25 protein-coding genes are annotated in these 25,517 nt (G+C 69.4%); 11 read left to right on the top strand and 14 right to left on the bottom strand.

What is annotated here, in order from left to right; all coding sequences use genetic code 11:
• The first annotated feature begins 139 nt into the window (after positions 1-139).
• Positions 140-793: an amino acid-binding protein gene (locus DL990_RS14835; protein WP_125799035.1), complete on the top strand. Its 654-nt coding sequence runs from the start codon at positions 140-142 to the stop codon at positions 791-793.
• Positions 794-887: 94 nt separating this feature from the next.
• Here DL990_RS14835 and DL990_RS14830 read toward each other — a convergent pair whose 3' ends face one another.
• From DL990_RS14830 to DL990_RS14815, 4 genes are read right to left on the bottom strand one after another with little or no spacing between them, the layout of a single operon-like run.
• Positions 888-1,385 (bottom strand): GNAT family N-acetyltransferase, encoded by a 498-nt coding sequence (locus DL990_RS14830; RefSeq protein WP_125799034.1) that lies wholly within the window; start codon positions 1,383-1,385, stop codon positions 888-890.
• Positions 1,378-3,510, bottom strand: coding sequence for an NAD-dependent DNA ligase LigA (gene ligA / locus DL990_RS14825; protein ID WP_125799033.1), 2,133 nt, complete (start codon positions 3,508-3,510; stop codon positions 1,378-1,380). The genes DL990_RS14830 and ligA overlap by 8 nt, the downstream gene beginning before the upstream one ends.
• A 10-nt stretch (positions 3,511-3,520) precedes the next feature.
• Positions 3,521-4,213 carry a hypothetical protein gene (locus DL990_RS14820; RefSeq protein ID WP_125786792.1) on the bottom strand — a complete coding sequence of 231 codons (693 nt, stop codon included), beginning with the start codon at positions 4,211-4,213 and terminating at the stop codon, positions 3,521-3,523.
• Positions 4,214-4,235: 22 nt separating this feature from the next.
• Entirely contained in the window at positions 4,236-5,273 is a 1,038-nt protein-coding gene (locus tag DL990_RS14815; protein WP_125799032.1) for a methionine synthase, read from the bottom strand.
• 120 nt (positions 5,274-5,393) lie between these two features.
• Between DL990_RS14815 and DL990_RS14810 the strand changes: the two genes are divergently transcribed.
• The 3 genes from DL990_RS14810 to DL990_RS14800 all read left to right on the top strand — a co-directional run bounded on the left by DL990_RS14810 (position 5,394) and on the right by DL990_RS14800 (position 7,871).
• Positions 5,394-6,203 (top strand): phospholipid scramblase-related protein, encoded by an 810-nt coding sequence (locus tag DL990_RS14810; protein ID WP_125799031.1) that lies wholly within the window; start codon positions 5,394-5,396, stop codon positions 6,201-6,203.
• A gap of 190 nt (positions 6,204-6,393) precedes the next feature.
• Positions 6,394-7,431 (top strand): MBL fold metallo-hydrolase, encoded by a 1,038-nt coding sequence (locus DL990_RS14805; protein WP_125799030.1) that lies wholly within the window; start codon positions 6,394-6,396, stop codon positions 7,429-7,431.
• Positions 7,428-7,871, top strand: a complete 444-nt coding sequence (locus tag DL990_RS14800; protein WP_125799029.1) for a GNAT family N-acetyltransferase — start codon at positions 7,428-7,430, stop codon at positions 7,869-7,871. The genes DL990_RS14805 and DL990_RS14800 overlap by 4 nt, the downstream gene beginning before the upstream one ends.
• 79 nt (positions 7,872-7,950) lie before the next feature.
• Here the strand turns inward: DL990_RS14800 and mnmA are convergent, their stop codons facing one another.
• Genes mnmA through DL990_RS14780 form a run of 4 tightly spaced genes read right to left on the bottom strand, consistent with a single transcriptional unit; the run spans position 7,951 to position 12,972 of the window.
• Positions 7,951-9,051: a tRNA 2-thiouridine(34) synthase MnmA gene (mnmA, locus tag DL990_RS14795; RefSeq protein WP_125799028.1), complete on the bottom strand. Its 1,101-nt coding sequence runs from the start codon at positions 9,049-9,051 to the stop codon at positions 7,951-7,953.
• A 5-nt stretch (positions 9,052-9,056) separates the two neighbouring features.
• Positions 9,057-10,253 carry a cysteine desulfurase family protein gene (locus tag DL990_RS14790; protein ID WP_125786798.1) on the bottom strand — a complete coding sequence of 399 codons (1,197 nt, stop codon included), beginning with the start codon at positions 10,251-10,253 and terminating at the stop codon, positions 9,057-9,059.
• Between the two features lie 49 nt (positions 10,254-10,302).
• Complete coding sequence (locus DL990_RS14785; protein ID WP_125786799.1) at positions 10,303-11,682, bottom strand: MFS transporter; 1,380 nt, start codon at positions 11,680-11,682, stop codon at positions 10,303-10,305.
• A 33-nt stretch (positions 11,683-11,715) separates the two neighbouring features.
• Positions 11,716-12,972: a LuxR C-terminal-related transcriptional regulator gene (locus tag DL990_RS14780; protein WP_125799027.1), complete on the bottom strand. Its 1,257-nt coding sequence runs from the start codon at positions 12,970-12,972 to the stop codon at positions 11,716-11,718.
• Between the two features lie 134 nt (positions 12,973-13,106).
• On the opposite strand from DL990_RS14780, the gene DL990_RS14775 reads away from it, so the two are divergent.
• Positions 13,107-13,997: an NADP-dependent oxidoreductase gene (locus DL990_RS14775; RefSeq protein ID WP_125799026.1), complete on the top strand. Its 891-nt coding sequence runs from the start codon at positions 13,107-13,109 to the stop codon at positions 13,995-13,997.
• 85 nt (positions 13,998-14,082) lie between these two features.
• Here DL990_RS14775 and DL990_RS14770 read toward each other — a convergent pair whose 3' ends face one another.
• The 4 genes from DL990_RS14770 to DL990_RS14755 all read right to left on the bottom strand — a co-directional run bounded on the left by DL990_RS14770 (position 14,083) and on the right by DL990_RS14755 (position 17,718).
• Positions 14,083-14,991 (bottom strand): 1-acyl-sn-glycerol-3-phosphate acyltransferase, encoded by a 909-nt coding sequence (locus DL990_RS14770; protein WP_125786802.1) that lies wholly within the window; start codon positions 14,989-14,991, stop codon positions 14,083-14,085.
• Positions 14,988-15,770 carry a GNAT family N-acetyltransferase gene (locus DL990_RS14765; RefSeq protein WP_125786803.1) on the bottom strand — a complete coding sequence of 261 codons (783 nt, stop codon included), beginning with the start codon at positions 15,768-15,770 and terminating at the stop codon, positions 14,988-14,990. The genes DL990_RS14770 and DL990_RS14765 overlap by 4 nt, the downstream gene beginning before the upstream one ends.
• Positions 15,771-15,946: 176 nt before the next feature.
• Positions 15,947-16,906 (bottom strand): electron transfer flavoprotein subunit alpha/FixB family protein, encoded by a 960-nt coding sequence (locus DL990_RS14760; protein ID WP_125786804.1) that lies wholly within the window; start codon positions 16,904-16,906, stop codon positions 15,947-15,949.
• 26 nt (positions 16,907-16,932) lie between these two features.
• Positions 16,933-17,718 (bottom strand): electron transfer flavoprotein subunit beta/FixA family protein, encoded by a 786-nt coding sequence (locus DL990_RS14755; RefSeq protein ID WP_016336566.1) that lies wholly within the window; start codon positions 17,716-17,718, stop codon positions 16,933-16,935.
• A gap of 243 nt (positions 17,719-17,961) precedes the next feature.
• Between DL990_RS14755 and DL990_RS14750 the strand changes: the two genes are divergently transcribed.
• Entirely contained in the window at positions 17,962-18,813 is an 852-nt protein-coding gene (locus DL990_RS14750; protein WP_125786806.1) for a DegV family protein, read from the top strand.
• On the opposite strand, the gene DL990_RS14745 is transcribed toward DL990_RS14750, so the two are convergent.
• On the bottom strand, positions 18,794-19,216 hold the full coding sequence (locus tag DL990_RS14745) for a hypothetical protein (protein ID WP_125799025.1): 423 nt from the start codon (positions 19,214-19,216) through the stop codon (positions 18,794-18,796). The two genes, DL990_RS14750 and DL990_RS14745, sit on opposite strands and share 20 nt — an antisense overlap.
• A gap of 128 nt (positions 19,217-19,344) precedes the next feature.
• Between DL990_RS14745 and DL990_RS14740 the strand changes: the two genes are divergently transcribed.
• The 5 genes from DL990_RS14740 (at position 19,345) to DL990_RS14720 (ending at position 23,700) form a co-directional block, all read left to right on the top strand.
• Complete coding sequence (locus tag DL990_RS14740; RefSeq protein ID WP_125799024.1) at positions 19,345-20,118, top strand: class I SAM-dependent methyltransferase; 774 nt, start codon at positions 19,345-19,347, stop codon at positions 20,116-20,118.
• Positions 20,115-21,629 (top strand): glycoside hydrolase family 57 protein, encoded by a 1,515-nt coding sequence (locus DL990_RS14735; protein ID WP_125786809.1) that lies wholly within the window; start codon positions 20,115-20,117, stop codon positions 21,627-21,629. The genes DL990_RS14740 and DL990_RS14735 overlap by 4 nt, the downstream gene beginning before the upstream one ends.
• A 14-nt stretch (positions 21,630-21,643) precedes the next feature.
• A complete protein-coding gene (locus DL990_RS14730; RefSeq protein ID WP_125799023.1) occupies positions 21,644-22,132 on the top strand; it encodes a glutathione peroxidase in 489 nt (162 codons plus the stop codon).
• Between the two features lie 279 nt (positions 22,133-22,411).
• Positions 22,412-23,473: a serine protease gene (locus DL990_RS14725; RefSeq protein ID WP_125786811.1), complete on the top strand. Its 1,062-nt coding sequence runs from the start codon at positions 22,412-22,414 to the stop codon at positions 23,471-23,473.
• Entirely contained in the window at positions 23,473-23,700 is a 228-nt protein-coding gene (locus DL990_RS14720; protein ID WP_125786812.1) for a hypothetical protein, read from the top strand. The genes DL990_RS14725 and DL990_RS14720 overlap by 1 nt, the downstream gene beginning before the upstream one ends.
• Here DL990_RS14720 and DL990_RS14715 read toward each other — a convergent pair.
• Positions 23,688-25,454 (bottom strand): glycoside hydrolase family 2 protein, encoded by a 1,767-nt coding sequence (locus DL990_RS14715; protein WP_125799022.1) that lies wholly within the window; start codon positions 25,452-25,454, stop codon positions 23,688-23,690. The two genes, DL990_RS14720 and DL990_RS14715, sit on opposite strands and share 13 nt — an antisense overlap.
• Positions 25,455-25,517 lie beyond the last annotated feature (63 nt).

Genomic DNA, 25,517 nt, shown 5'->3' with positions numbered 1-25,517 from the left:
TGTCGGGTAAGGAGTGCTTGGTTCGTTATCCCGCGCCCCGGACGTCGGGTCCCATTACCTCGTCCGGTCTGTCACAATCGGCGCCCGGCGTAGCGCGTTCCACGGCGAGGCTGGGACGCCTGAGGCGAGAGGGGCGCGTGTGTCGTTCCTGATCCGGGTCCAATTACCGGACACCCCGGGGACCCTCGGCGCGGTCGCCACCGCGCTCGGCACCGTCGGCGCCGACATCCTGAGCGTGGATGTGGTCGAACGCGGCGGCGGTGTCGCCATCGACGACCTCGTCGTCGAGATCCCCTCCGGCAGGCTGCCGGACGCGCTCATCACCGCCGCCGAAAGCGTCGACGGTGTCGAGGTCGACGCCGTCCGCGCGTACGCCGGGGTGCTCGACACGCACCGCGAACTCGAACTGGTCGAGGAGATCGCCGCGAAGCCCGCTTCGGGGCTGGAGATCCTCGCCGAGGGTGTGCCGCGGATCATCCGCGCGGGCTGGGCCGTCGTCGTCGAGCACGCGGAGTCGGGCGCGGTGCGCCTGGCGTCGTCCAACGCCGCGCCCGAGACGCCGATCACCGACCTGCCGTGGCTGCCGCTGGAACGCGCCACCATCCTCGACGCCGAGGAGGCGTGGGTGCCGGAGACGTGGAAGGAACTGGGGACCGAACTCGCGGCAACGCCGCTGGGGAAGCCCGGCAAGGCGCTGCTGGTCGCGCGGCCGGGCGGGCCGAACTTCCGGGCCGCCGAGGTGGCGCGGCTGGCGCACTTCGCGGGCATCGTCGCCGTCGTGCTGGACAGCTGAGCGCTCGCTCCCTTGGCCCAGGGCGTGCAATGAAGGGGCCTTTCATTGCAAATTTTGCTATGAAAGGCCCCTTCATTGCACGGGCGGAGGGGGCTTAGGCGAGCTCCAGGCCGTAGGCGATCAGGGTCACGCCGGGATGCGGCTCCCAGTCCCGGTCGGGCAGCCGCACGAAGCCCAGCCGCTCGTAGAGCCGATGTGCCCGCGTCATCGTGACCAGGCTGCACAGCACCACCCTTGCCACGGCCAGTTCCCGCGCCCGCGCGAGGACCGCCCTGGTCAGGGCCTCGCCGATGCCGCGCCCGGTCGCCGAGGGCAGCACCCCGAGCATGCGGAACTCCAGTTCGCCCTCGCGGGACAGTTCGGCGAACGGCGTGCCCGGCCGGGCGATGGTGACCGTGCCGACCGGCGTGCCGTCCCCGTCCACCGCGACCAGGAGTTCCGCCAGTTCCGCCCGGCGGGCGGCGTCGAGGAGTTCGGCGGCGTAGCCCACGCCGTCGACGAGGCTCCGTTCCGCGGAGTACGCGGCCAGGGTGAGCTCCCCGACCGCCGTCAGCTCCTCGGGGCGGGCGGGCCGGATCTCCAGGTCACTCACCGTTTTCCTCCTCTGTCGGCAGCGCGAGTTCGGCTGCGGCCTCGGGACCGCTTTCGAGCAGCACCCGGAAGCCGTTCTCGTCGAGCACCGGCACCTTCAGCTGGACGGCCTTGTCGTACTTCGTGCCCGGCGCGTCGCCGACGACCACGAACGCCGTCTTCTTCGACACCGAACCGGCCGCCTTCCCGCCGCGGGCCATGATGTATTCCTTGGCCTCGTCACGGGAGTAGTCGTTCAGCGAACCGGTGACGACGATCGACAGGCCTTCGAGGTTGCGCGGGATGGACTCGTCGCGCTCCTCCTCCATCCGCACGCCGGCCGCGCGCCACTTCTCGACGATCTCGCGGTGCCAGTCGACCTCGAACCACTCTTTCGCCGCGCGGGCGATGGTCGGGCCGACGCCGTCGACGCTGGAGAGCTCCTCCTCCGAGGCGTTCTCGATCCGTTCGAGCGAGCCGAATTCCCGCGCGAGCGCCTGCGCCGCCGTCGGGCCGACGTGCCGGATCGACAGGCCGACGATGACCTTCCACAGTGGACGGTCCTTCACCGTCTCCAGGTTGTCCAGCAGCTTGCGCCCGTTGGCGGACAGCTCCCCCGCCTTGGTGCGGAACAGCTCCACCTGGAGCAGCTTTTCCTCGTCCAGATCGAAGATGTCGCCCTCGTCGTGCACGACACCGGCGTCCAGGATCGCCACCGCGGCCTCGTAGCCGAGCACCTCGATGTCGAACGCGCCCCGGCCGCCGAGATGGAACAGTCGCTCCCGCAGCTGCGCCGGGCACGACCGCGAATTCGGGCAACGGATGTCGATGTCGCCCTCCTTCTGGTACGCCAGTTCGGTGTCGCAGTTGGGGCAGCGCAACGGCATGACGAACTCGCGCTCTTCGCCGGTGCGCGCGTCGGCGACCGGGCCGAGCACCTCGGGGATGACGTCGCCCGCCTTGCGGATGACGACCTTGTCCCCGATCAGCACGCCCTTGCGTTTGACCTCTTCCTGGTTGTGCAGCGTCGCCATCGCCACCGTGGACCCGGCCACCTTCACCGGCTCCATCACCGCGAACGGGGTGACCCGCCCGGTGCGGCCGACGTTGACCTGGATGTCCAGCAGGGTCGTGATCGCCTCTTCCGGCGGGTACTTGTAGGCGATCGCCCAGCGCGGCGCCCGCGAGGTCGTCCCGAGACGGCGTTGCAGCACGACCTCGTCGACCTTGATGACGACGCCGTCGATCTCGTGCTCGGCGTCGTGCCGGTGCTCGCCCCAGTATTCGATGTGCGCCAGCAGTTCCTTGCCCGAACCGAGCACCTTGCTGTGCGGCGAGACCGGCAGCCCCCACGCGGCCAGCGCGTCGTACGCCTCGGACTGCCGCTTCGGCTCGAAGCCCTCACGTTTGCCGAGACCGTGGCAGATCAGCCGCAGGTTGCGGGACTTCGTGATCTTGGGATCCTTCTGCCGCAACGATCCGGCGGCGGTGTTGCGCGGGTTCGCGTACGGATCCTTGCCCGCCTCGACCATCTTCGCGTTGAGCGCGAGGAAGTCCTCGACGCGGAAGTACACCTCGCCGCGGACCTCGACCAGCGCGGGCACCGGGAACTCGTCCGTCGCCGTCAGCCGCTCAGGCACCTGCTCGAGGGTGCGGACGTTGAGCGTGACGTCCTCTCCGGTGCGGCCGTCGCCCCTGGTCAGCGCCCGGGTCAGGCGGCCGTTCTCGTACAGCAGGTTGATCGCGAGCCCGTCGATCTTCAGTTCGGCGAGGTACTTCGTCGCGCCGATCTCCTTCTGGACCCGCTCGACCCAGGCTTCGAACTCCTCGGTGTCGAACACGTTGTCCAGGCTGAGCATGCGCTCGAGGTGGTCGTGCGCGACGAACTCGGTGGAGAAGGTGCCGCCGACGTTCTGCGTCGGCGACTCCGGCGTCACCAGCCCGGGATGCTCGTCCTCGATGGCCTGGAGTTCGTTGAGCAGTTCGTCGAACTGGCCGTCGGACACGATCGGTGAATCCAGCACGTAGTACCGGAACTGGTGACCGCGGATCTCCTCCGCCAGTTCGGCATGCCTTTCACGGACGTCGGCCGGCACGTCCGTGACGTCCTGCGCCGGCTCGGGGTTTTCGGGAAGTTCGCTGCTCACGGAGGTGACTCTAGTCGGGGGTACCGACATTTCCGGACAGCCTGCCGACCACCTCGCGCAGTTCCAGCAGGGTCAGCTGCCCGTCCTGGGCCTCGGTCACCAGCTCGACCTTGCGCAGCCGTTCGGCCGCGACCCGCTCACCCAGCGTGGCGTCCAGCGGGAGGAAGGTCATGGTCGTCCGGGTCTCCGGCGCGAGCTCGTCGATCAGCGGATGGAACACGGTCACGTCCACCCGTCCGGCTGATTCGTCCACCTTCGCGGTCACCCGCACGTCTGCGAGCGCGATGCGGGTCTCGCCGAGGTTGACGGTGACCTCACTCGGATCGGGGACCGGCGGCACGGAGTCGTGGTACTCCCAGATGGCGTCCTCCGGCGGCGCCGCGGCCTTCCACGCGTCGGTGTACGGGCGCAGTTCCGGATCCTCCTGGCCGGTCAGCACCAGCGAGTAGATCGCCCGGTGCCCCCGATCGAGCGAGAAGTGCAGCCGGGGATGCAGCGCCTCGACGATGGTGCAGAGGTCGTGTTCCACCCGGTGCGGTTCACGGTCGCCGAGGGCGGCGCTGACCTCCGGCAGGAGGGCCAACCACGCCTCCCAGAAGGCCGCCGCCGCGGCGGCGGCGTCCTCGGGGACCGGCTGCTCCGGCCAGGCGGTGCGGGGGTCGGGAACGTCCTCGGACTTACGAGGTCGGCGGAACAAACGCATGAGAGGCACGCTACCGCGCCGTTCACCAGCCTTCAGGCGGTTCGGTGAAAGCCTTGCCCGCCTCCCGGCTGAGCGTGAGCGCGCGGCGCATCCAGTCGGGGGTGGCCCCAGCGAGGCCGCACGCCGGGGTCGGCACGACCCGTTCGGCGAGGATCTCGCGGCGGAAACCCAGCCGGTCGACGAGTTTGAACACGGGCGTGACCAAGTCACGCAGCTCCACCGGCACGCCGGGATCGGTCGTGGGGACGAGCCCGAGCATCAACGTCGTCCCGGAGTCCAGCGTCTCGCCGATCTCGTCGAGCTGCGCGGGCGAAGCACCTTTCAGCAAGGTGAAGTCGAAGGCGATCGCCTGCGCCCCCGCCGCGCGCAGCAACGAGATCGGTGGCTTCGCCGCGCAGCAGTGCACCGCGACCGGCTGTCCGGTGATGCGCTCCGCACCGGCGATCACCGTCGAAAGCAGGTCGCGTGCCTCCGGCGCGGGCACGGCGGGAACGGTGCCGTATCCGGACGCCGTCGGGAGGTCACCGGCGAGGACGTCGGGCAGCGACGGTTCGTCGAACTGGATCACCACCGGCGCGCCGATACGCGACTTCAGTTCCGCGACGTGCTCGACCAGTCCGTCGAGCAGCGACGCGGCGAAATCGCGCAGCGCGCCCTTGTCGGTGAGGATCCGGTGCCCGCGCGGGAGTTCGACGTTCGCGGCGAGTGTCCACGGCCCGGCGACCTGGATCTTGAAGGCGGGCGGCGCGGCGCCTGCCTTCTCCCTCACCTCCTGGACGGCGTCGAGGTCCCAGTTCATCAGGTCGACGGCCCGGCGGTGGTCGTGCCCCGGACGGGCGGCGACCCGGTACCCGCTCGGCACCACCTCGACGGCGAGGTCGACCAGCAACGCCGCCGTCCGGCCGATCATGTCGGCCCCGACACCGCGGGCGGGAAGTTCGGGCATACAGGGGAATTCGGGCAGTTCGCCGAACACAATCGAAGCGGCCTCGACCGGGTCGGTACCGGGCAGGGAACCGATCGCGGTGGCCGCGCCGAGAGGCCAAGGTCGTTCGTTCACACCCGGATTCTCCCCTTGGTCCGACCTGAGAGCACGGCGGGGCGAGGGAGGACACGGACATTCGACGCAATTGCCCTCGGCGAGCCCGTGACGGCGCCGAGCGGATTACTCTGACCTGCCATGACGAGCTCTCCACAGCCCGCCGGCTGGTACCCCGACCAGCAGAACCCCCGGATGTACCGGTGGTGGGACGGGCAGGCCTGGACCGCGAACACGCGGCCTTCGCACGACGCCGAGATGATCGAACTGGACATCGAAGGCGTGCACGACCCGGCGAAGGTCCGGGCGCAGGCGGCGAGGGGGACCCAAGGCAGGAGCGGCGGGGCCACCGGCGGCGGCACCCTGTTCTCCGAACCCGTGCTGGTGGTCAACCAGCGCGCGAAACTCATCGAGATGTCGAACGAGTTCGGGGTGTTCGACCAGCACGGCAACCGCCTCGGCGGCGTCGTCCAGGTCGGGCAGAGCACGTTGAAGAAGGCCATCCGGCTGCTCACGAACTACGACCAGTTCCTCACCCACCGCTTCGAAATCCGCGACGCGAACCACAGCACCGTGCTGAAGGTGACGCGGCCGGCGAAGGTGTTCAAATCCCGGTTCCTGGTGACGAAGGCCGACGACTCCCCGATCGGCGAGATCGTGCAGGAGAACGTCTTCGGCAAGATCCGGCTGGGATTCGTGGTCGACGGCAGGAAGATCGGCGGCATCTTCGCCGAGAACTGGCGGGCGTGGAACTTCGTCGTCAAGGACGACGCCGGCGTCGAGATCGCGCGGATCACCAAGACCTGGGGCGGATTCGTGAAGGCCGCCTTCACCACCGCCGACAACTACGTCGTCGAGATCCACCGGCCGCTACGGGATCCGCTGGCTTCGATGGTGGTCGCCTCGGCGCTGACCATCGACACCGCGCTGAAGCAGGACGACAAGGGCTGAGGGAGGCCTTCTCGCACCGTCGCGAGTGGCTCACCTTGGTCGTGAGTGGCGTTTCGGGTTAGAACCCGAAACGCCACTCACGACCAAGGTGACCGGGGTCTCACCCGCACAAGTGGACACTCGGCTTCCGGCGGCTCAAGGTGGAGGGACTGGGGCGGCACGCTGGAGTGCGTCCGGGACGGAGGTCACCATGGAGCCGTTGCCCGAAGACGGCGAGCGGGACTGGGCCGAGCCAGGCGTCTACACGGTTTCGCCAGGGATCCACCGGATCCCGCTGCCCCTGCCGCAGGACGCGCTGCGCGCGGTCAACGTCTACGTCGTCACCGACGGCACCCGTCTGGTCCTCGTCGACTCGGGCTGGGCGCTGGAGTCCGCCCGCGAGCGGCTTTCGCGCGGGTTGAAGGCGATCGGCGCCGACCTCGGCGACATCGACGAATTCCTGATCACCCACGTGCATCGTGATCACTACACCCTCGCCGTGGAACTGCGCCGCGAATTCGGCGGCAAGCTCGGGCTCGGGAAGCTGGAAGAGCCGTCGCTGACGCGCTCCGGCGATCCGGACCGGTTCCCGATGGAGGCGCAGGTCGGCCTGCTCGAACGCTGTGGCGCCGGACCCGTCGTCGAGGAGCTGGCCAGGGCCTTCGGCGGCGTCCGGCACACCGAGGCGCATCTGTGGGAGCAGCCGGACGAATGGCTCACCTCCGGCAAACGCGCGATCGTGCCCGGCCGCGAGTTCGACGTCGTGCACACGCCGGGCCACACGGCCGGGCACGTCGTCTTCGTCGACGACGAGGCGGGGCTGGTGTTCTCCGGCGACCACGTACTGCCGCACATCACGCCGTCCATCGGATTCCAGCCGGTGCCCGCCGAACTGCCGCTGCGCGACTACCTCGACTCCCTGCGCCTGGTGCGCGGGATGCCGGACCGGCGCATGCTCCCCGCGCACGGCCCCGTCACCGACAGCGTCCACGCCCGCGTCGACGCGCTGCTGGAGCACCACCGAGACCGGCTCGAGGTCATGGGCGCCGAGATCACCGCGGACGTCACGACTGCGTACGAGGTCGCGCTGCGCCTCGGCTGGACGCGAAGGCAGCGCAAGCTCGGCGAAATGGACCCGTTCAACCAGATGCTCGCCGTCCTCGAGACCGGTTCGCATCTGGATCTGCTGGTGGCCCAGGGGAAACTGACCGCGACCGAGACCGACGGAGTGCGACACTACGCCTCATGATCATCCGTCAAGCGCGCCGGGAAGACGTCGCGGCGATCGTCGGGATGCTCGCCGACGACCAGATCGGCAGCACCCGCGATTCCGCCGACGACCTCACGCCGTATCTGAAGGCCTTCGAGGAGATCGACGCCGATCCGGCGCAGCTGCTGATCGTCGCCGACGACGACGGGGAGGCCGTCGGCACGCTCCAGCTGTCGATCATTCCGGGCCTGGCGAGGAAAGGCGCGCTGCGCGGACAGATCGAGGCCGTGCGGGTGCGGGCGAGCCACCGCGGCTCCGGACTCGGCGGCGACCTGATGAGGTGGGCCGTCGACGAATCACGGCGGCGGGGCTGCACCCTCGTGCAGCTGACGTCGGACGTGAAACGCGAGGACGCGCACCGGTTCTACGAGCGCCTCGGTTTCGAAGCCACGCACACCGGCTTCAAGCTGAAGCTCTGACCTCCGCCGCAATCAGTCATCTGGTTGCGGTAGTTGCACGCGCAAGGACCGCAACCAGGTGCCGAGTTGCGGAAGGGGGTTAGCGGGTCCCGGAGATCTTCGCGCTGCCGAGCACGAGGTCGCCTTCGACCGCGTCGGTGCGGTACAGCACGACGACCTGCCCAGGCGCGACGCCGCGCAGCGGCTCACGAAGCTGAATGGTCACCGAGTCGCCCGAGTCGCCCGAAACCTCAGCGACGGCCTCGACGATCCCGCCGTGCGCGCGTACCTGCACGACACACTCGATCGGGCCGTCCAGCGGCCGCTCGCTCGGCCAGATCGGGCGGTCCGCCTCGATCACGTTCACGCCGAGGTCCCGCGCGGAACCGACCTTCACGGTGCCCGAAACCGGCTCCAGCGAAAGCACGTAGCGCGGCCGCCCGTCCGGCGCCGGCGCCTCGATGCCGAGTCCCTTGCGCTGGCCGACGGTGAACCCGTGCACGCCGGTGTGCTCACCGAGCACCGCGCCGGTCTCGGCGTCGACGAGCTGCCCGGGACGCTGACCGAGCCGCTTCTCCAGGAAGCTCTTGGTGTCGCCGTCCGGGATGAAGCAGATGTCGTGGCTGTCCGGCTTCTTCGCGACCGAAAGGCCACGGCTCGCGGCCTCGGCACGCACGTCGGTCTTCCACGAGTCGCCCAGCGGGAACAGCGAATGCCGCAGCTGCTCCGGCGTGAGCGAGGCCAGCACGTAGGACTGGTCCTTGCCCGAATCGACGCTGCGCCGCAGCTCCGGCACACCGTCCACAAGGGACAGACGGGCGTAGTGCCCGGTGGCGACCGCGTCGAAGCCGAGCGCCATCGCCTTGTCCAGCAACGCTTCGAACTTGATCTTCTCGTTGCAGGTGACGCACGGATTGGGCGTCCGGCCCGCGGCGTACTCGCCGACGAAGGTTTCGATGACCTCTTCGGTGAACCGCTCGGCGAAGTCCCAGATGTAGAACGGGATGCCGAGGATGTCCGCGGCGCGTCGTGCGTCGCCCGAGTCCTCGATCGTGCAGCAGCCCCGGGATCCGGTGCGCAGCGTGCCGGGCTTCGCCGACAGTGCCAGGTGCACGCCGACGACCTCGTGCCCGGCGTCCACGGCGCGCGCGGCGGCCACCGCCGAGTCCACTCCCCCGCTCATCGCGGCCAGTACGCGCATCTTCCTCACACCTCTTGCTTCTGCGTCTGCTTGCGCATTCCGGCGAGTCCCGCCTGCCTCGCCCTGTCGACGACGCCCGCGATCTCCTTCGAAACCGCTTCAACGTCTTCCGGTGCCGAGGTATGCCCGAACGAGAACCGCAGCGATCCGCGCGCGGACGCGGGTTCGGCGCCCATGGCCAGCAGCACGTGGCTCGGCTGCGCGACACCCGCCGTGCAGGCCGAACCGGTGGAACATTCGATGCCCTTGGCGTCCAAGAGCATCAACAGGCTGTCACCCGCGCAACCGGGGAAGGTGAAGTGGGCGTGCGTGGGCAGGCGCTCGCCCTCGCCGCCGTTGAGCACCACGTCCGGCACCTCGCGCCGGACGGCCTCGATCAGGTCGTCCCGCAGTTCGGCGACGCGTTTGGCGTACTCCTCGCGGCCTTCGACCGTGGCCTTCACCGCCGTCGCGAACGCGATCACCGCGGGGACGTCGAGGGTGCCCGAACGCACCGCTCGCTCCTGGCCGCCGCCGTGCAGGACCGGCACGCACGCGGTGTCGCGGCCGAGCAGCAGCGCGCCGACGCCGTACGGGCCGCCCAGTTTGTGCGCGGTGAGGGTCAGCGCGGCCGCGCCGCTCTCGGCGAAGTCGACCGGCACCGCGCCGACGGCCTGCACGGCGTCGGTGTGCAGCGGGATGTCGTGTTCGGCGCAGACGGCGGCGAGCGCGGCGATCGGGTTGACCGTGCCGACCTCGTTGTTCGCCCACATCAAGGTGGCCAGCGCGACCGTCTCGGGGCTGTCGCCGATGGCGGTGCGCAGCGCCTGGGGGGTCACCCGGCCGGCCTGGTCGACCTCGACCCAGACGATCTCGGCGTCCGCGTGCTGCTCCAGCCACTCGACGGACTCGAGGACGGCGTGGTGCTCGACGGTGCTGCACAGCACCCTGTTCCGCCGCGGATCTTCGCCGTTGCGGGCCCAGAAGATGCCCTTGACCGCGAGGTTGTCGCTCTCGGTGCCGCCGGCGGTGAAGATCACCTCGGACGGCCGGGCGCCCAGCGCCTCCGCGATCACTTCGCGAGCTTCTTCGACCCGGCGGCGGGCCCGGCGCCCCGAGGAATGCAGCGCGGAGGCGTTGCCCACTGTGGACAGCGCCTCTGACATCGCCGCTACGGCTTCGGGCAACATCGGGGTGGTCGCCGCGTGGTCGAGATAGGTCATCGCACCCTTCAGGGTAGCCCGCTCCGGGGCGTGACCAAGCCCACCCTGCTCAGCGGGTGGCGCCGCTCATACCGGACGGCCACCGGCCGGTCACCCGCACCCCGAGCAACGCGATGCCGGTCAGCACGACCGAAAGCACCACGATCGCCACCGAAGGCTCTTTCGCCGACGCCAGGGAAGCGAGCAGAACTCCACCCAAACCGATGGTCAGAGCCGATCCGACCCAGTCGCCGAGCTGCAGCGCCGAGGTGTTGAAGCCGCGTTCGGCCTCCGGCGAGTAGCGGAGCAGCAGCACCGAGATCGCGGGCATCGCGATACCCATCCCGGCGCCGCCCACCGCCGACGCCACGAACGCCATCCAGCTGGGGAACGAGGGCAGCGGGACGAAGACGAAGATCGCCAAACCGGCCGCGACCAGCGCGAACCCGGTCCGAAGGGACGCTTCGCGCGACCAGTCCAGCATGCGGCCCTGCAGCATCGAGCCCGCCGACCAGCCCAGCGCGGTCACCGTGAGCGGCAGCCCGGCCAGCGCGGGGCTGTAGCCGTGGACCTCGGTCATCGTGAGCGGCAGGTACGCCTCCATCCCGGCGTACGCGCCCGCGATCAGTGCTCGCGAGGCGATCACTGTCGGCAACCCCGGCCGCGACGTCAGTGTGCCGGCGGGCAGGAGTTTGCGGAGGGCGTACGCGAGGGCGAAGAGACCGGCGCCGCCGTAGGCCAGCGCCGCGAGGGAAGGGTGCTGCGCCGCCCAGGTGAGCGCGGCGACGCCGAGGGCGGCGACCACCGCGGGCACGATCCCGGCCCGGCCGGCGGATTCGCCGGGCACGTGGACGGGCAGCTTGCGCGTGACCAGGACCAGCAACGCGAGCCCGATCCCGGTGAGCGGGATCAGTCCCAGGAACACCCAGCGCCAGCCGAGGCTCACGGTCACCACTCCCGCGATCGAGGGACCGATCACCGCGGGCAGCACCCACGCGGCGGCGTTGGCGGCGTAGATCACCGGGCGTTCGCGGTCGCTGAAGGTGAGCGCGATCAGCAGCGACACCGAGACCAGCAGAAGACCGGAACCGAAACCCTGCAATCCCCTGCCGAGCAGGAGCAGCGGCATGTCGTGGGCGAGCCCCGCGACCAGCAGCCCGGCGGCGAACAGCGCGGTACCGGCGAGCAGCGCGGGCGCCGGGCCCTTGCGGTCACCGAGGCGTCCGGAAAGGACGGTCGCGACCACGCTGGCGACCAGGAAGGTGGTGAAGGGCCAGGCGTACAGCGCGAGGCCGTCGAGATCGGCCACCATCGTCGGCATCGCGGTGGCGACGCCCATGCTCTCGAACGCGATGAGGGTGACCATGAGCAGCAGCCCGATCGTGGTCACGCGGTGTTCAGGTGTCCAGAGCACACCCTTCGGCTTGGCCTTGTCCCCAGTGATCGTCATACGACGAGCCTGCAACCTCCAGTTCGGTGGAGGTCAAGCGCTGACGGACTCCAGGCGCAGCTCACGGGCCAGCACGGCGGCCTCGCCGCGCGAGGTGACTTCCAGCTTCCCGAGGATCTTCCGCACGTGGAACTTCACCGTGTGTTCGGTCAGCGCCAGCTCTTCGGCGATCTGCCGGTTCCGCTTCCCGCGCGAGATCCCGGCGAGGACTTCGAGTTCACGCGGGTTCAGCCGATCGAGCGGGCGCAGTTCCGGCGTTTCCTGGACGCCCAGCGGCAGGACGGCGGTGATCGTGGCACCCCAATCGGGTACCGCGTCGACCTCCCAGCGTCCGCCGAGCGGGGTGATCCGCTCGGTGAGACCGGTGGCGGGCACGGCGCGGGCGACGTCCGGGCCGTCGTCCCGCACGGTGACCCGGAGCGTCTCCCGGTCGATCCGCCAGGACGCCCGGACCCGGGCGCTGCCCCGCTCCAGCGCGGAGAGCACGAGGCCGCGCGAGACCGTGCGCGCGGTGTGCGCGATGTCCTGCGGGAGCGGCCGTCCGTCACCGGGCCCGGCGAGCTCGACGGTCACGTCGTTGTGGCGCACCAAGGGATCCAGCTGCGTGACAAGGGTGTCGAACGCCTCCGACGCCGGCTCCGCCGAGAGCTCCTGATCGCGGTCCGCGATCGAGCGCAGTTCGACCAGTGCGGTCGCGGCGAGGTCGGTCGCGGCCTGCCGGGCGGCGGCGTCGCCGAGCCGCCGTGATCGCAGCACCGAGAGCAACGACGTCAACGCGGTCGCGTGGGTCTGTCCCAGATCGGTGATCGCCCGCGCCCGGGCGGTCGCCGCCGCGATGTTGCTCTCCAGGACCGCGGGTTCGGGGTCGGAGGCGCGCTGGGCCGCGTTCACGCTGACGATGTCCCACAGCTTGGCGACGAACTCGAGCGCGCCGTCCGCGGGCGCGTCCTCGGTGGGGACGAGCGCGATCATCGCGCCCTTGCCGATCACCGGGGCCGAGGTCAGGACGACCAGTTTCCGGCGTTTCCCGCCGAGTGTCTCCTCGGTGACCACCGCCTGGCCCGGAACGCCGAGCGAGCCGAGCCGCTGGAGCTCCGCGCTCGTGACCGCGCCGGTGATCGCCGGATCGCCGTGGACCTTGATCGGAAGGCGGGAGCAGTCACCGGTCTCCATGGCCGCCGCGCGATGCGGCAGGACGGCCGCGGCCGTCGCGGAGAAACGCGGCAGGAGTTCGGGGCGCGGAGCGGCGAGCATGTACTCGACCTGGCTCAACACGTGCAGCGGGTCCATGAGTCCACAGTAGGCGCGGCTCGGCGCGGGGACGCTGCTCTCCCGGCTAGTGAACACTGCTCGTCCGACTGGTTCGGGCGAGGTCCGGGCGCCGCTTGACTGATCGCAGCGAAGAAATCCCGATAGGAGCGAACATGCGAGCGATCACCATCACCCAGTACGGCGAAGCGGACGTCCTGGGGCTTGCCGAGGTCCCGCTGCCGGAGCCCGGCCCTGGCCAGGTGCGGGTCGCGGTCAAGGCCGCCGGTGTCAACCCGATCGACTGGAAGATCCGGTCCGGCGCCATGGCGGAGATCCGCCCGGTCGAGTTCCCGCACATCCTCGGCCTGGAACTGGCGGGTGTGGTGGACGCGGTGGGCGAAGGCGCCGGTTTCGCCGTCGGTGACGAGGTCTTCGGCTGGTCCGACACCGGCACGTACGCGGAGTACGCGCTGGCGACCAAGGTCATCCGCAAACCCGCCGGGCTTTCGTGGCCCGAGGCCGCCTCGCTGCCCATCGTCGGTGAGACGGCCTTGCGGGTGCTGGGGGAACTCGAGGTCAAACCGGGCGAGACGGTGGTGATCCACGGCGCGAGCGGCCAGGTCGGCCGGATCGCCACCCAGGCCGCCGTCGCACTCGGCGCCACGGTCATCGGGCTCGCCGGCGCTTCGTCTCTGGACGAGGTGAAGGAACTCGGCGCGGTGCCGGTGAAGTACGGCGACGGCTGGGTGTCGCGGGTCCGGTCGGTGGCGCCGGACGGTGTCGACGCGGTGTTCGACGCGGCGGGCTTCGGTGTTCTGGGTGAGTCCGTCGAACTGCTCGGATCACCCGAGCGGCTGATCACCATCGCCGACCCGTCGGCGTACGCGCAGGGGCTGAAGTTCTCGGCGGGCGGCTCGGAAAGCGGGGCGGTGCTCGAGGATCTGGTCGCGCGGGACCTGAAGCTGAAGCTGGGCTCCAGCTACGCGCTCGCCGATGCCGCCGAGGCGCACCGGGAAAGCGCCACGGGTCACGCGGGCGGGAAGATCACGCTGACCTTCGACTGACAGCCGCGCGAGCCCGCCGGCGGCTGCAATGAAGGGGCCTTTCATTGCAAAATTTGCAATGAAAGGCCCCTTCATTGCACGCGCGCTAGGGAGAGACCGTCTCGGAAGCCGAAGGCGCCGAAGGCGCGACCGGAGCCGGGAACGGAGCCGCAACGCGACGCCGCCGCTGCACCGGGATCTGCACCCGCCCGAGCGCCGCCTGCACCGCGGATTCCGCCAGCAGGGCCAGTTCCCGCCGGTCCGAGGCGCGACCCGGCGCGATCTCCGGGCACACGTGCACCTCCAGCACCAGACCGCGCAGCGCCGCGACCCGGCGCAGCGAGGCGATGAGCGACTCCGGCCCGATGAACGCCGGCTGGGTCGTCTCCCGCCCGTCGGCGAGCCGGAAGCGCAGCGCGAGCGGCCGCACCGGGACCCCGCCGTCGATCGCGGCCTGGAAGGTCGCCGGGCGGAACCGGCCCGAACCCAGACCGCACCAGGTGGTGCCCTCCGGCGTCACGCTGACCAGTGATCCGCCGCGCATCGCATCGGCGAGTTCGTCCATCGTCGCGGGCAGGCTGCGCAGGTTCTCCCGGTCGAGGAAGATGCTGCCGCCGCGGCGCACCAGCAGGCCGAGCACCGGCCAGGTGCCGACCTCCTTCTTGGCGAGCGCCCGCATCGGCTGGACGGCGTTGACCGCGATGATGTCCAGCCACGAGATGTGGTTGTTCACCACCAGCGCGCCGCGGCCGGGCACGGCGCGGAACCGCTCGTCGCCGAGCACGCGCAGCTTCACCCCGAACGAGCGAAGGATCCCCACGAAAAGCAGGCGTACCAACCGTTCCCGGGGCATGCCACGCAACACGAGCACCAGCGGGGCCGACAGGAAAGCACCGAAGATGACGCCGATCGCCGCGGTGAACCGCAGGACGCGCCGGGGGAACGCCACCGTCGGCGCCCCTTCGCTCAGGCAGCCGTCGCCGCACGGCGACTTCGGCATCCAGGCGTGAGTCATCCCTGCACTCCCAGGAAGAACTTGAGGTATCGCTCGTCGACGTTGTGCAGATCCAGCAGGACGAAGAAGTCCGCGACACCGAAATCCGCGTCGAGCGCGGGCGGGCCGTAGATTTTCGCGCCAAGGCGCGTGTAGCCCTTGATGAGCGGCGGGAGGATCGCGCGGCTCGGCCGTTCGAGATCCTCGGTCCGCCAAGGGTTCAACGGCGTCACGCGGAGGGATTCGTCCGCATAGTGCTTGGCGCGCAGGACATCCCAGACACCTGCCGCGTACGCCCCGCCGTCGGTCAGCGGCACGGAGGCGCAGCCCGCGAGGTACCGGTGGCCCGCCAGCAGCATGTAGCGCCCGATCCCCGCCCAGACGAGGCTCACCACGGCTCCGCTGCGATGGTCGGGGTGCACGCACGAGCGGCCCGTCTCGACCAGCGAAGGACGCAGCGAATCGAGCGCGGTGAGATCGAATTCGCTGTCGGAGTAAAGCTTTCCCGCCCGCGCGGCCCGATCGGGCGGCAACATCCGGTACGTGCCCACGATCTCGCCGGTGTTGTCGTCCCGCACCACGAGGTGATCGCAGAACTCGTCGAAGTAGTCGACGTCGAGGCCGGGTTCGAGCGAATTGAGCGTCGCGCCCATTTCCTCGGCGAACACCTGATATCGAAGGCGTTGCGCGGCAACGACTTCTTCGTTCCCGTTCGCCACGAGGAGGGAGTAACGCGGCGCGTCGGCCGGGAGTTCGACACCTGCCTGGTCAGTACTGACGAGGAGCTGTGACGTCGTCATAACCAAGGTCTACCCCTCGGGGGGTACCAACGACAATGCGCCTGATGGCCGATTAGTGCACGTTCAGTTAATTGCGGGTTCTCAGGGTTCTCTCAGGCTGGAAGATCACTTTCGGATCACAGAAAAGGGGCCGCCCGGGAAAGAAATCCCGGACGGCCCCGCTTCGAACGTAGGACTCAGCCCTTGCGCTTCCGGACCTCTTCGGTCAGCTGCGGCGCGACGTTGAACAGGTCGCCCACCACACCGAAGTCGGCGATCTCGAAGATCGGCGCCTCGGCGTCCTTGTTGACCGCGATGATGGTCTTCGAGGTCTGCATACCGGCCCGGTGCTGGATCGCACCGGAGATGCCCAGCGCGATGTACAGCTGCGGCGAAACCGTCTTACCGGTCTGGCCGACCTGGAACTGCGCCGGGTAGTAGCCCGAGTCGACGGCGGCGCGGGAAGCACCGACGGCGGCACCGAGCGAGTCGGCGAGCGTCTCGACGACGTCGAACTTGTCGGCCGAGCCGACACCGCGGCCACCGGAGACGACGACCGAGGCCTCGGTCAGCTCCGGCCGGTCGCCGCCGACGATCGGCTCGACGCCGGTGATCTTGGCGGACTTCGCCGGGTCGCCCGCGGGGACCTCGACGGTCTCCTCGGCGGCCGCGCCTTCGGCCGGGGCGGCCTCGACCGCGCCGGGGCGGACCGAGATGACCGGGACACCCTTGGTGGACTTGGACTTCACGGAGAACGCGCCACCGAAGATGGACTGGTCCACGCTGCCGTCGCTGTTCACGCCGACGGCGTCGTACAGCAGACCGGAGCCGAGGCGGACCGCGACACGGGCGGACACCTCCTTGCCCTCGGCGCTGGCCGCGACGAGCACGGCCGCCGGGGAGGTCCGCTCCGCGAGCGCGGCGAGGACATCCACCTTCGGGGTGACCAGGAAGCCGGTGGCGTTGTCGCCCTCGGCGACGTACACCTTGGCGGCGCCGTGCGCGGCGAGGGCTTCCTTCGCCTTGGCGGCGGTGCCGGTCGGGCCGACGACGACCGCGGACGGCTCACCCAGTTCACGAGCGGCGGTCAGCAGCTCGAGCGTGACCTTCTTGACTTCACCGTCGACATGGTCGACGAGGACGAGTACTTCAGCCATTTCCCTATTCCTCCTCGAAACCTGTCTCAGATGAGCTTCTGCGCGACCAGGTAGGCGGCCACCTTGCTGCCGCCGTCACCCTCGTCCTCGACGCGCTCACCGGCGGTGCGCGGCGGCTTCGGGGAGGCTTCGAGCACGGACGACCAGGCGTTGCCGAGGCCGACCTCGCCGGCGTCGACGCCCAGGTCCGCGACGGTCAGCGTCTCGACCGGCTTCTTCTTCGCGGCCATGATGCCCTTGAAGGAGGGGTAGCGCGGCTCGTTGATCTTCTCGCCGACGCTCACCACCGCGGGCAGGTTCGCCTCGAGGTGCGTGACGCCGTCCTCGGTGTAGCGGTCGGCCTTGATCGAGGTGCCGTCGACGGTCAGCTCGTTCACGTGGGTCAGCTGCGGCAGGCCGAGCAGCTCGGCGATGATCGCCGGCACGGCGCCACCGCGGCCGTCGGAGGCCTCGTTACCGGTGATGACCAGGTCGAAGCCTTCGACCTTCGAGATCGCGGCGGCCAGCACCTTGGCGGTGGCGATCGCGTCGGAGCCGTGAAGGGCCTCGTCGGAGACGTGGATGGCCTTGTCGGCACCCATGGAAAGCGCCTTGCGGATCGCGTCGGTCGCGCGGTCGGGACCCACCGAGACGACGGTGACCTCGCCCTCGCCTGCTTCCTTGATCTTCAGGGCTTCTTCGACGGCCTTCTCGTTGATCTCGTCGAGCACGGCGTCGGCGGATTCGCGGTCAAGAGTGTTGTCGGCACCGGAGAGCTTGCGCTCCGAGTAGGTGTCCGGTACCTGCTTGACCAGGACAACGATGTTCGTCATGGGTCTACTTCGACCTCCCGTTAGTGGCCGGCGTCGGCCACGGGGCAACAGCTCTACTGGCCGGTAGATTAGGGCCATTTCAGCGCCGCGGCCCGCCGAGGTGACCTCATTCACCTGGATGCACGTTTTAGTGGGACTATCGTCCAGGTAATTCACCCGGAAGTGAGTGTAACCGGGCGACTAACCCGAACGGCCGTATTCCGGGGTACTCCCGGTGTGTGCGACGGGCTAACCTGCCCCACCATGCGTTCCATGCCCGGCCCCGTCGCCGTGATCACGGACTCGACCGCCTGCCTTCCCGTCCCGGTCGCCGAACGCTGGGGAATCGGCGTCGTTCAGGTCCAACTGCAGGTCGGAGAGCACTTCGACGAAGAGAACCGCTACGACCGCGAGGAAATCATCGGCCATCTGCGGGCGGGCACGCCGGTGAAGACGGCGCCGCCCGAGGTCGCCGCGTTCTTCTGGGCGTTCCAGGACGCCGCGAGCAAGGGCGCCTCGGCGATCGTCAGCATCCACATCTCGGGCCGGATGTCGGAGACGGTGAACGCCGCCCGCGAGGCCGCCCAGCAGGTCAGCGTCCCGGTCCACGTCCTCGACAGCGGGACCACCGGGATGAGCCTCGGCTTCGCGGCGACCTCGGCGGCCAAGGTCGCCGCCGCCGGCGGGCAGGCCACCCGGGTCATCGACGCGGCCGAACGCCGGTTCCGCGGCAGCCGGGAGATCCTCTACGTCGACACGCTGGAGTTCCTGCGGCGTGGCGGCCGGATCGGCGCCGCGCAGGCGTTCCTCGGTTCGGCGTTCTCGATCAAACCCCTGCTCACGCTGAAGAACGGCGAGGTCGCGCCGCTGACCCGGGTGCCGGGCCAGCGGCGCGCGCTCAACAAACTCGTCGACCTCGCGGTGGAATGCGCGGGCGACCGGGACGTCGAAGTGGCCATCACCAGGTTCGGCCCCGACGAACGCGACCTCGAGATCGGCGGGCGGCTGCGGGCGCGGCTGCCCAAAATGGTCGACAGCACCCTGGTCGACGCCAGCATGATCCTCGGCGCCCACCTAGGCCCCGGCGCCATCGGCATCACGGTGTCGCCGGTGTAGTCCGCTTCGAGGGGATCAGCACCAGCACCACCGGGAGCACCGCCCCCAGCGCCGTCGTCACGACGATGAGCACCTGGTCCACCGGCTCGAAATGCGAGACATGGCCGAGGTGGTAGAGGAAGTGCGGGAGCCCGAAACAGAAGGTGGCGAGCGCGGCGAGCCTGGCCACGGCGGTCGTCCCGATCACGGCGGCGCCGATCAGGATGGCCGCGAGCGCGAGGTTGAGGCCGCCGAAGTCCTGGATCAGGTGCTCGTTGAAGGGGCCGTCCATCGCCACCCAGCCGGTGCGGAACCCCGGGAAGTCCCGGTAGAAGCCCTCCGGGCTGATCAGCGGCCACAGCCCGACGGGCAGTTCGATGAGACCGAAGACGACGAGCAGTACGCGGGTGAATGTCCGTTGCATACCTTCTGGACTGCGCAGCGCCGCGAAACGTGACACCGCAATTAGTCACCTACTTGCGAGAGCCGCCCTCCGCAAGTAGGTGACTGGTTGCGGAGGGGATGGAAGTGACCGGCCGGTAGGGTCGCGGCGTGACCACCCCAGCCACCAGGGCCGAAGCGCTGCACCTCACCGGTGAACGCACCGTGCCGGGCATCGCCGAGGAAAACTATTGGTACCGCCGCCACGAGGCCGCGTATCAAAAGCTCCTGCCGCTGTGCGAGGGCAAGACCGTCCTGGAGGCAGGCTGCGGCGAGGGCTACGGCGCCGGGCTCATCGCCACCGTCGCCGAGCGGGTGCTCGCGCTCGACTACGACGCCCCCACCACCGAGCACGTCGCCCGCCGCTACCCCGGCATCGGCGTGACCAGGGCGAACCTGGTGTTCCTGCCGCTGCGGGACGCCGCGGTCGACGTCGTCGCCAACTTCCAGGTGATCGAGCACCTCTGGGACCAAGGCGCCTTCCTCGCCGAATGCCACCGCGTGCTCGCCCCCGGCGGACGGCTGATCGTCACCACACCCAACCGGCTGACCTTCACCCCGGACAGCGACACCCCGCTCAACCCGTTCCACACCAGGGAACTCGCACCGTCCGAATTGGACGAACTGCTGCGTGACGCCGGTTTCGAGGTCGAGACGCTGCACGGTCTCCACCACGGCGAGGGCGTCGCGAAGCTCGACGCCAAGTACGGCGGCTCGATCATCGACGCGCAGCTCGACGTCGTCATGGGGCAGCTGCCCGGGCAGGCGACCTGGCCCGCGGAACTGCTCGCCGACGTCGAAGCCATCCAGGCCGCGGATTTCGCCGTCCACGGTGAAGACCTCGACGCCAGCCTCGATCTCGTCGCCGTGGCGGTGCGCCGATGACCGAATACGAGGGCACGTTCTGCCTCGTCGTGCACAGCCATCTGCCGTGGCTGCCGCACCACGGTTCCTGGCCGGTCGGCGAAGAATGGCTCTACCAGGCGTGGGCGCATTCCTACCTGCCGATGGTCGATCTCCTGCGCCGCTTCGCCGACGAGGGCCGCGAAGACGTCCTCACGCTCGGCATGACGCCGATCCTCGCCGCCCAGCTCGACGACCCGTACTGCATCGACGCCTTCCACGACTGGCTCGGGCACTGGCAGCTGCGTGCCTGGCACGCGTCCACGCTCTGGCGCGGCGGCGACCCGCTGCTGCGCGACCTCGCCGCGAGCGAATACCGGACCGCCACCAAAGCGTCAGAAGAACTCGAAACCCAATGGCGACATGGCTTCTCCCCCATCCTCCGGTCCTTTGTGGACAACGGGACGATCGAACTGCTCGGCGGGCCGCTGGCGCATCCGTTCCAGCCGCTGCTCGACCCCGCCGTCCGTGACTTCATGCTGCGCGGCGGTCTCGCCGACACCGCACTGCGGATCGGACGGCGTCCCGAAGGCATTTGGGCACCTGAATGCGGTTACGAACCCGGCATGGAAGCCGGTTACGCCGCCGCGGGTGTCCAGCGGTTCATGGTCGACGGCCCGTCCCTGCACGGCGACACGTCGGCGGCGCGGACCGTCGGCGATTCCGACGTCGTCTGCTTCGGCCGCGATCTCGAAGTCACGTACCGCGTCTGGTCGCCGAAGGCCGGCTACCCCGGCCACGCCGCCTATCGCGACTTCCACACCTGGGCGCACGAAGTCGGCCTCAAGCCGTCGAGGGTGACCGGCAAGACCGTCGAGCCGCCGGACAAGGCGCCGTACGATCCGGCGATGGCGGCGGCCACCCTCGGTGGCCACGTCCAGGACTTCGTCGACACCGTCGTCGCCCGGTTGCGCTCGCTCAAGGCCGAGCACGGCCGCGAATCGCTCGTCGTCGCCGCGTACGACACGGAACTGTTCGGGCACTGGTGGCACGAGGGTCCCGCCTGGCTCGAAGGCGTCTTGCGCGCGCTGCCCGAGGCGGGCGTCCGCGTCACCACGCTCAAGGGCGCGCTCGAAGCGGGCCACCTCGGCGGGAAGGTCGATCTCCCGGCGTCGTCGTGGGGATCGGGCAAGGACTGGCGGGTCTGGGACGGCGAGCAGGTCGCCGACATGGTGCGGGACAACACCGCGCTGCAGCACCGGATGCTCGACCTGGTCACCGGGATGGACACGACGACGCGTGACGCCGTCCGCGATCAGGCCGTCGCCGAAGCGATGCTGGCGCTTTCGAGCGACTGGGCGTTCATGGTCACCAAGGATTCCGCCGCCGACTACGCGCGGCGGCGGGCGAAAGTGCACACCGAACGGTTCGACACGCTCGCCGGACTGCTCCGCGATGGAGCGCTCGACCGCGCGCGGGAGACCGCGGCCGCGTTTCGGCGCGACGATGGGCCCTTCGGCCATGTCGACGCGCGTGACCTGCTGAGGAAATGACGAAAGGGGCAACCATGGGGATCCACGACATCCCGCTGAAGACGCTCGCGGGCGAGGACACCACGCTCGGCGCGCTCGAAGGCAAGACGCTGCTGGTGGTGAACGTGGCGTCGAAATGCGGGCTGACGCCGCAGTACACCGGGCTGGAGAAGCTGCAGGAACGCTACGCGGACAAGGGTTTCTCCGTCGTCGGGTTCCCGTGCAACCAGTTCGCCGGGCAGGAGCCGGGCACCGCCGAGGAGATCCAGACCTTCTGCTCGACGACCTACGGCGTTTCGTTCCCGCTGTTCGAAAAGCTGGACGTGAACGGCGAAACCCGTCACCCGCTCTACGCCGAACTGACCAAGACGGCCGACTCGGAAGGCGCCGGCGGCGACGTGCAGTGGAACTTCGAGAAGTTCCTCGTCGCCCCGTCCGGTGAAGTGGTGGGACGTTTCCGCCCGCGCACCGAACCCGAAGACGACACGATCACCAAGGCGATCGAGGCGACCGTCGGCGCCTGAATCGCGCTTTTCCCGGCAGCGGGCGGTTCACCGGAATGATCCGGTGAACCGCCCGTTTCTTTTTCCGCGAAATAAGGGACCAAAGTCCCTGAATGCGTCACAGCTCTGCGCGATGGCCGGTCGATAGATCACAAACCCTTGGCCTACAAGGGAAATCTCGACAGTCGACAATGAACCGGTCTACCCGTTTGCACTATGGCGCCACCAGGGCGAACGGAGCAGACTCGCTCGTCGGGGTCCCCTGCAATCCATCCGAAATCGCGGGAAAGCGTGGCCGACGTGATCGAAAACAATATGATCCCGGATGAATTCCTCTCACTGGCGAGTGTACAGGCGGCCGAGGAGGACGCACTGCTCTCCAGACAGAACGTCGTCGGTGTGGCACTCGGTACGAAATGGTCTCGCGGGATGGACACCGGTGAGAAGGCGATCACCGTTCTGGTCGACACGAAGATGCCGCACGAAATGCTCCGTGACGACGACCTGGTTCCCGCGACGCTCGCCGGGGTGCCCACCGACGTCCAGGAAGTCGGGGTCCTGCAAGCGGGCCGGAGCATCGCGCCGTCGAGGGCGAACGGTGCCGCCACGATGCTCGACGAGCCGCCGGCTCCGACGCTCGCCCGCCCCGACGAACTGGCCAGGGAGCAGGTCGGTCCGTTCACACTGGCCAAGCGGTTCCGCCCGGCGTTCGGCGGGCTGAGCGTCGGCCACTTCAAGATCACCGCCGGCACCTACGGCACCGCCGTCTACGACGCCACCGCGTTGCCGGGGAAGCCGCCCAGGTACTACATCCTGAGCAACAACCACGTGCTGGCGAACTCGAACGCCGCCGCCATCGGCGACCCGATCCTGCAGCCCGGCCCGTTCGACGGCGGCGTCGTACCCACCGACGTCATCGCCAGGCTGAGCCGGTTCGTGCCGATCAAGTTCATCCAGCCGGGCCAGCCGGTGCCGTTGAACTTCGTCGACGCCGCGATCGCCGAAGGCCAGTTCCACGACCTCGACCGGCGGATCTTCTGGGTCGGCGACCTCAAGGGGACCAACGTGGCACCCGCGGTCGGCACGCTCGTGCAGAAGACCGGCCGGACCACGAACTGGACGACCGGACGGATCACGAACATCAACGCCACCGTCGACGTGAACTACGGCGGCGGCCGGGTGGCCCGGTTCGCGCAACAGCTGCTGACCACCGACATGTCGGCCGGTGGCGACTCGGGCAGCCTCGTGGCGGACCTGAGCGAGAACGCCGTCGGCCTGCTGTTCGCGGGTTCGCCGGTGGTCACCGTGATCAACCGGATCACACTGGTCGAAGCGTCGCTCGGGATCAGGGTGCATCCGTAGTGACCGACGAAATTCCGGATGTCGACGCCGCGCTCGTCTCGGCGTCACGCTGGCTCGACGACGTACCAGGAGTGGTCGGTGTCGGACAGGGCGAGGCCGAGGGGAAACCCACGATCGACGTGTGGATGACCCCCGGCCACGACCACGGGCAGCTGCCTTCCCAGCTGCTCGGGGTGCCCGTTCGGGTCCGGGACCCGGGCGGGCCGGTGGAGGCTCAGCCGGACTGACCCGCCGCGATGACCGCGCGGTTGCGGGCGGCCACGGTCGCGAGATCGGCCTTCAGCACCCGCCTGTCATAGGTGAGCAAGCCGTTGACCTCGTTTTCGACGTCGGTGGTCTGGGTGTAGATCGCGCCGGAGAGCCCGGCTTCGGGGATGATCCGTTCCAGGCGCTCGCTGACCTCGGCATAGCGTTCCGTGAGCTGTGCCGGGGTCAGCGTCATCTCGTAGGCCTGCGGTTCCCCCGGCCAGCGATGCTCGTCGAGGACCAGGCCGAGGCCGCCGTACTCGCCGTCGACGATCACCCGGTGGTCCTTCACCGCGGGTTTCCCCGGCCCCACATAGGTGTGGTCGTCGTAGACGTCGCCGGCACCGGCGTCCGGCCGCGAGAAACAGCAGTTCACGCCACTGTTCGCGACGACGAGCCTGGTCGGGTCGAGGCGTTTCACCAGTTCCGCGACGCGTGCGGTGTCGAACTCGCCCCAGCCCTCGTTGAACGGCACCCAGCCGACGATCGAGGTCACCCCGCGCAGCTGCTCCACCATCTCGGTCAGCTCCGCTTCGAACCGCGCCTTCGCCTCCGGCACCGGATCGGGCGCTGTCCCGGGCGGACCGTCGAAGGAGACGGTGAGCGACGGCATGTCCTGCCAGACCAGCAGGCCCAGCCTGTCCGCCCAGGAATACCAGCGCTCCGGCTCGACCTTGACGTGCTTCCGGACGAAGTTGAAGCCGAGCTCCTTGGTCTTCTCCAGGTCGAACCGCAACGCCTCGTCGGTGGGCGCGGTGTAGACGCCGTCCGGCCAGTAGCCCTGGTCGAGCGGGCCGTGCAGGAAGGTGATCCGGCCGTTGAGCGCGATCCGCGGCCTGCCCTCGGCGTCGGTGACCGTCCCGATCGTGCGGAGCCCGGTGTAGGACTCGACGGCGTCGAGCACGTTGCCGCTCTCGTCGAGCAAGCGGACCTCGATGTCGTAGAGATACGGATCGTCCGGCGTCCACAGCCGCGGCGAAGGCACCTCCACGCGCAACCGCCGTCCCGCATCCCCTAGGACGCGTGCCACCTCCGCGCCACCGGGCTCGCTGACGATCGCCTCCACCTGGGCGCCGCCTGTGACCTTGGGCACAACCGTCACTCCGTCGAGGCCCGGTGTCACCTGGAGATCCCGGACGTACGCGGACGGCACCGGCTCCAGCCAGACGGTCTGCCAGATGCCGGAAGCGGCGGTGTAGAAGATCCCTTTCGCGTCGTTTCGCTGCTTGCCGACGGTGTGCGTCGAGGCATCGGTCCGGTCCGTCGCGCGGACGGTCAGTTCCTGCGATCCCGACGGGCGCAGCACGTCGGTGATGTCCGCGCTGAAGGCCGTGTACCCGCCTTCGTGGACGGCGACCTCCTGGTTGTTGACCCAGACCGTCGCGGACTGGTCGACGGCGCCGAAATGAAGCAGCACCCGCTGACCGTCCCATTCGGACGGGACCCGGAAGACCTTGCGGTACCACAGGGTTTCGTCGCGCCGCCCGATACCGGAGAGCGCCGACTCCGGCGGGTACGGCACCAGGATCCGCTCGCCGTACCCGCTCCCGCCGGGCGAGCCGCTGCCCGCGTACTCCCACACCCCGTTGAGGTTCAGCCAGCGCCGCCGGACCAGCCGCGGGCGCGGGTACTCCGGCAGCGCGTCGCCGGGTCCGACCTGCGCGGACCACGGGGTCGACAGCACCGGTTCGACGGGTTTGAAGGCCGGTTCGGCCGCGTTCACCGAGGACGTCATCAACCCGATGGTGGCAAAGATCGCCGCCCCTGTCGTCCGCCATCGGCTTCACCTGTGGGGGTG

The sequence above is a fragment of the Amycolatopsis sp. WAC 01416 genome (genome assembly GCF_003947485.1).
Classification (GTDB): domain Bacteria; phylum Actinomycetota; class Actinomycetes; order Mycobacteriales; family Pseudonocardiaceae; genus Amycolatopsis.
The sequence above is the reverse complement of the archived record's forward strand: the minus strand, read 5'-3'. Positions and strand labels throughout refer to the sequence as shown.

Coding starts and splice junctions, on each gene's coding strand:
- DL990_RS14820 (WP_125786792.1), bottom strand. CDS start 4,213: ATGCGTTTGTTCCGCCGACCTCGTAAGTCCGAGGACGTTCCCGACCCC.
- DL990_RS14810 (WP_125799031.1), top strand. CDS start 5,394: ATGACGAGCTCTCCACAGCCCGCCGGCTGGTACCCCGACCAGCAGAAC.
- DL990_RS14805 (WP_125799030.1), top strand. CDS start 6,394: ATGGAGCCGTTGCCCGAAGACGGCGAGCGGGACTGGGCCGAGCCAGGC.
- DL990_RS14800 (WP_125799029.1), top strand. CDS start 7,428: ATGATCATCCGTCAAGCGCGCCGGGAAGACGTCGCGGCGATCGTCGGG.
- mnmA (WP_125799028.1), bottom strand. CDS start 9,051: ATGCGCGTACTGGCCGCGATGAGCGGGGGAGTGGACTCGGCGGTGGCC.
- DL990_RS14790 (WP_125786798.1), bottom strand. CDS start 10,253: ATGACCTATCTCGACCACGCGGCGACCACCCCGATGTTGCCCGAAGCC.
- DL990_RS14785 (WP_125786799.1), bottom strand. CDS start 11,682: ATGACGATCACTGGGGACAAGGCCAAGCCGAAGGGTGTGCTCTGGACA.
- DL990_RS14780 (WP_125799027.1), bottom strand. CDS start 12,972: ATGGACCCGCTGCACGTGTTGAGCCAGGTCGAGTACATGCTCGCCGCT.
- DL990_RS14775 (WP_125799026.1), top strand. CDS start 13,107: ATGCGAGCGATCACCATCACCCAGTACGGCGAAGCGGACGTCCTGGGG.
- DL990_RS14770 (WP_125786802.1), bottom strand. CDS start 14,991: ATGACTCACGCCTGGATGCCGAAGTCGCCGTGCGGCGACGGCTGCCTG.
- DL990_RS14765 (WP_125786803.1), bottom strand. CDS start 15,770: ATGACGACGTCACAGCTCCTCGTCAGTACTGACCAGGCAGGTGTCGAA.
- DL990_RS14760 (WP_125786804.1), bottom strand. CDS start 16,906: ATGGCTGAAGTACTCGTCCTCGTCGACCATGTCGACGGTGAAGTCAAG.
- DL990_RS14755 (WP_016336566.1), bottom strand. CDS start 17,718: ATGACGAACATCGTTGTCCTGGTCAAGCAGGTACCGGACACCTACTCG.
- DL990_RS14750 (WP_125786806.1), top strand. CDS start 17,962: ATGCGTTCCATGCCCGGCCCCGTCGCCGTGATCACGGACTCGACCGCC.
- DL990_RS14745 (WP_125799025.1), bottom strand. CDS start 19,216: ATGCAACGGACATTCACCCGCGTACTGCTCGTCGTCTTCGGTCTCATC.
- DL990_RS14735 (WP_125786809.1), top strand. CDS start 20,115: ATGACCGAATACGAGGGCACGTTCTGCCTCGTCGTGCACAGCCATCTG.
- DL990_RS14730 (WP_125799023.1), top strand. CDS start 21,644: ATGGGGATCCACGACATCCCGCTGAAGACGCTCGCGGGCGAGGACACC.
- DL990_RS14715 (WP_125799022.1), bottom strand. CDS start 25,454: ATGACGTCCTCGGTGAACGCGGCCGAACCGGCCTTCAAACCCGTCGAA.